At 40.0% G+C, this 543-nt stretch carries 1 protein-coding gene; it reads left to right on the top strand.

The features are described from left to right. Positions 1 to 227 (top strand): glutamine amidotransferase-related protein (locus tag ACQY6F_RS19070; protein WP_428776704.1); only part of this gene is annotated, 227 nt, incomplete at its 5' end. Positions 228 to 543: the final 316 nt, after the last annotated feature.

Here is a 543-nt window from a genome sequence, read left to right as displayed (position 1 = left end):
CTCTTACTGTGACGCGCTACCACTCTCTTGTGGTTGAGAATGGAACATTACCTGATGTGTTTGAATTGACCGCCTGGACAGAACTGCCAGACGGCAGTATGGATGAAATCATGGGCTACCAACATAAGACACTGCCCATTGATGCGGTGCAATTTCATCCTGAATCTATCAAAACAGAACAGGGCCATGAACTGCTGGCAAACTTTCTAGCGCGTGAACTGATCTGATCTTGATCACTTTTCTTAACAAATAATTCATCTTTTAGGCGGTATGAGTGGATTGCAAAACTATGCGTTTCACTAATCTGTCTCCGTTTATTCACGCCATTTATTGCCTTCTAGCCCCTGTATTCACTGGCGTTTATAAAAAAATCCTTCGCTATTTTTGTTTGTTCGTGCATAAATAATCACGAGTGGTGATTATTGGCAGTTTTGAGCCAACGTAAAAAGAATAAATCACTATTGAAATGGTTAATTGAATGTAAATACAATGCCGCGATAGCTTAAATGCAAAACATTATTTGCTGGTAAAGGGAACCGATTA

Source organism: Vibrio sp. (assembly GCF_050299255.1).
Taxonomy (GTDB): domain Bacteria; phylum Pseudomonadota; class Gammaproteobacteria; order Enterobacterales; family Vibrionaceae; genus Vibrio.
Note: the sequence above shows the minus strand (reverse complement) of the source record. Positions and strands in the feature narration are given on the sequence as shown.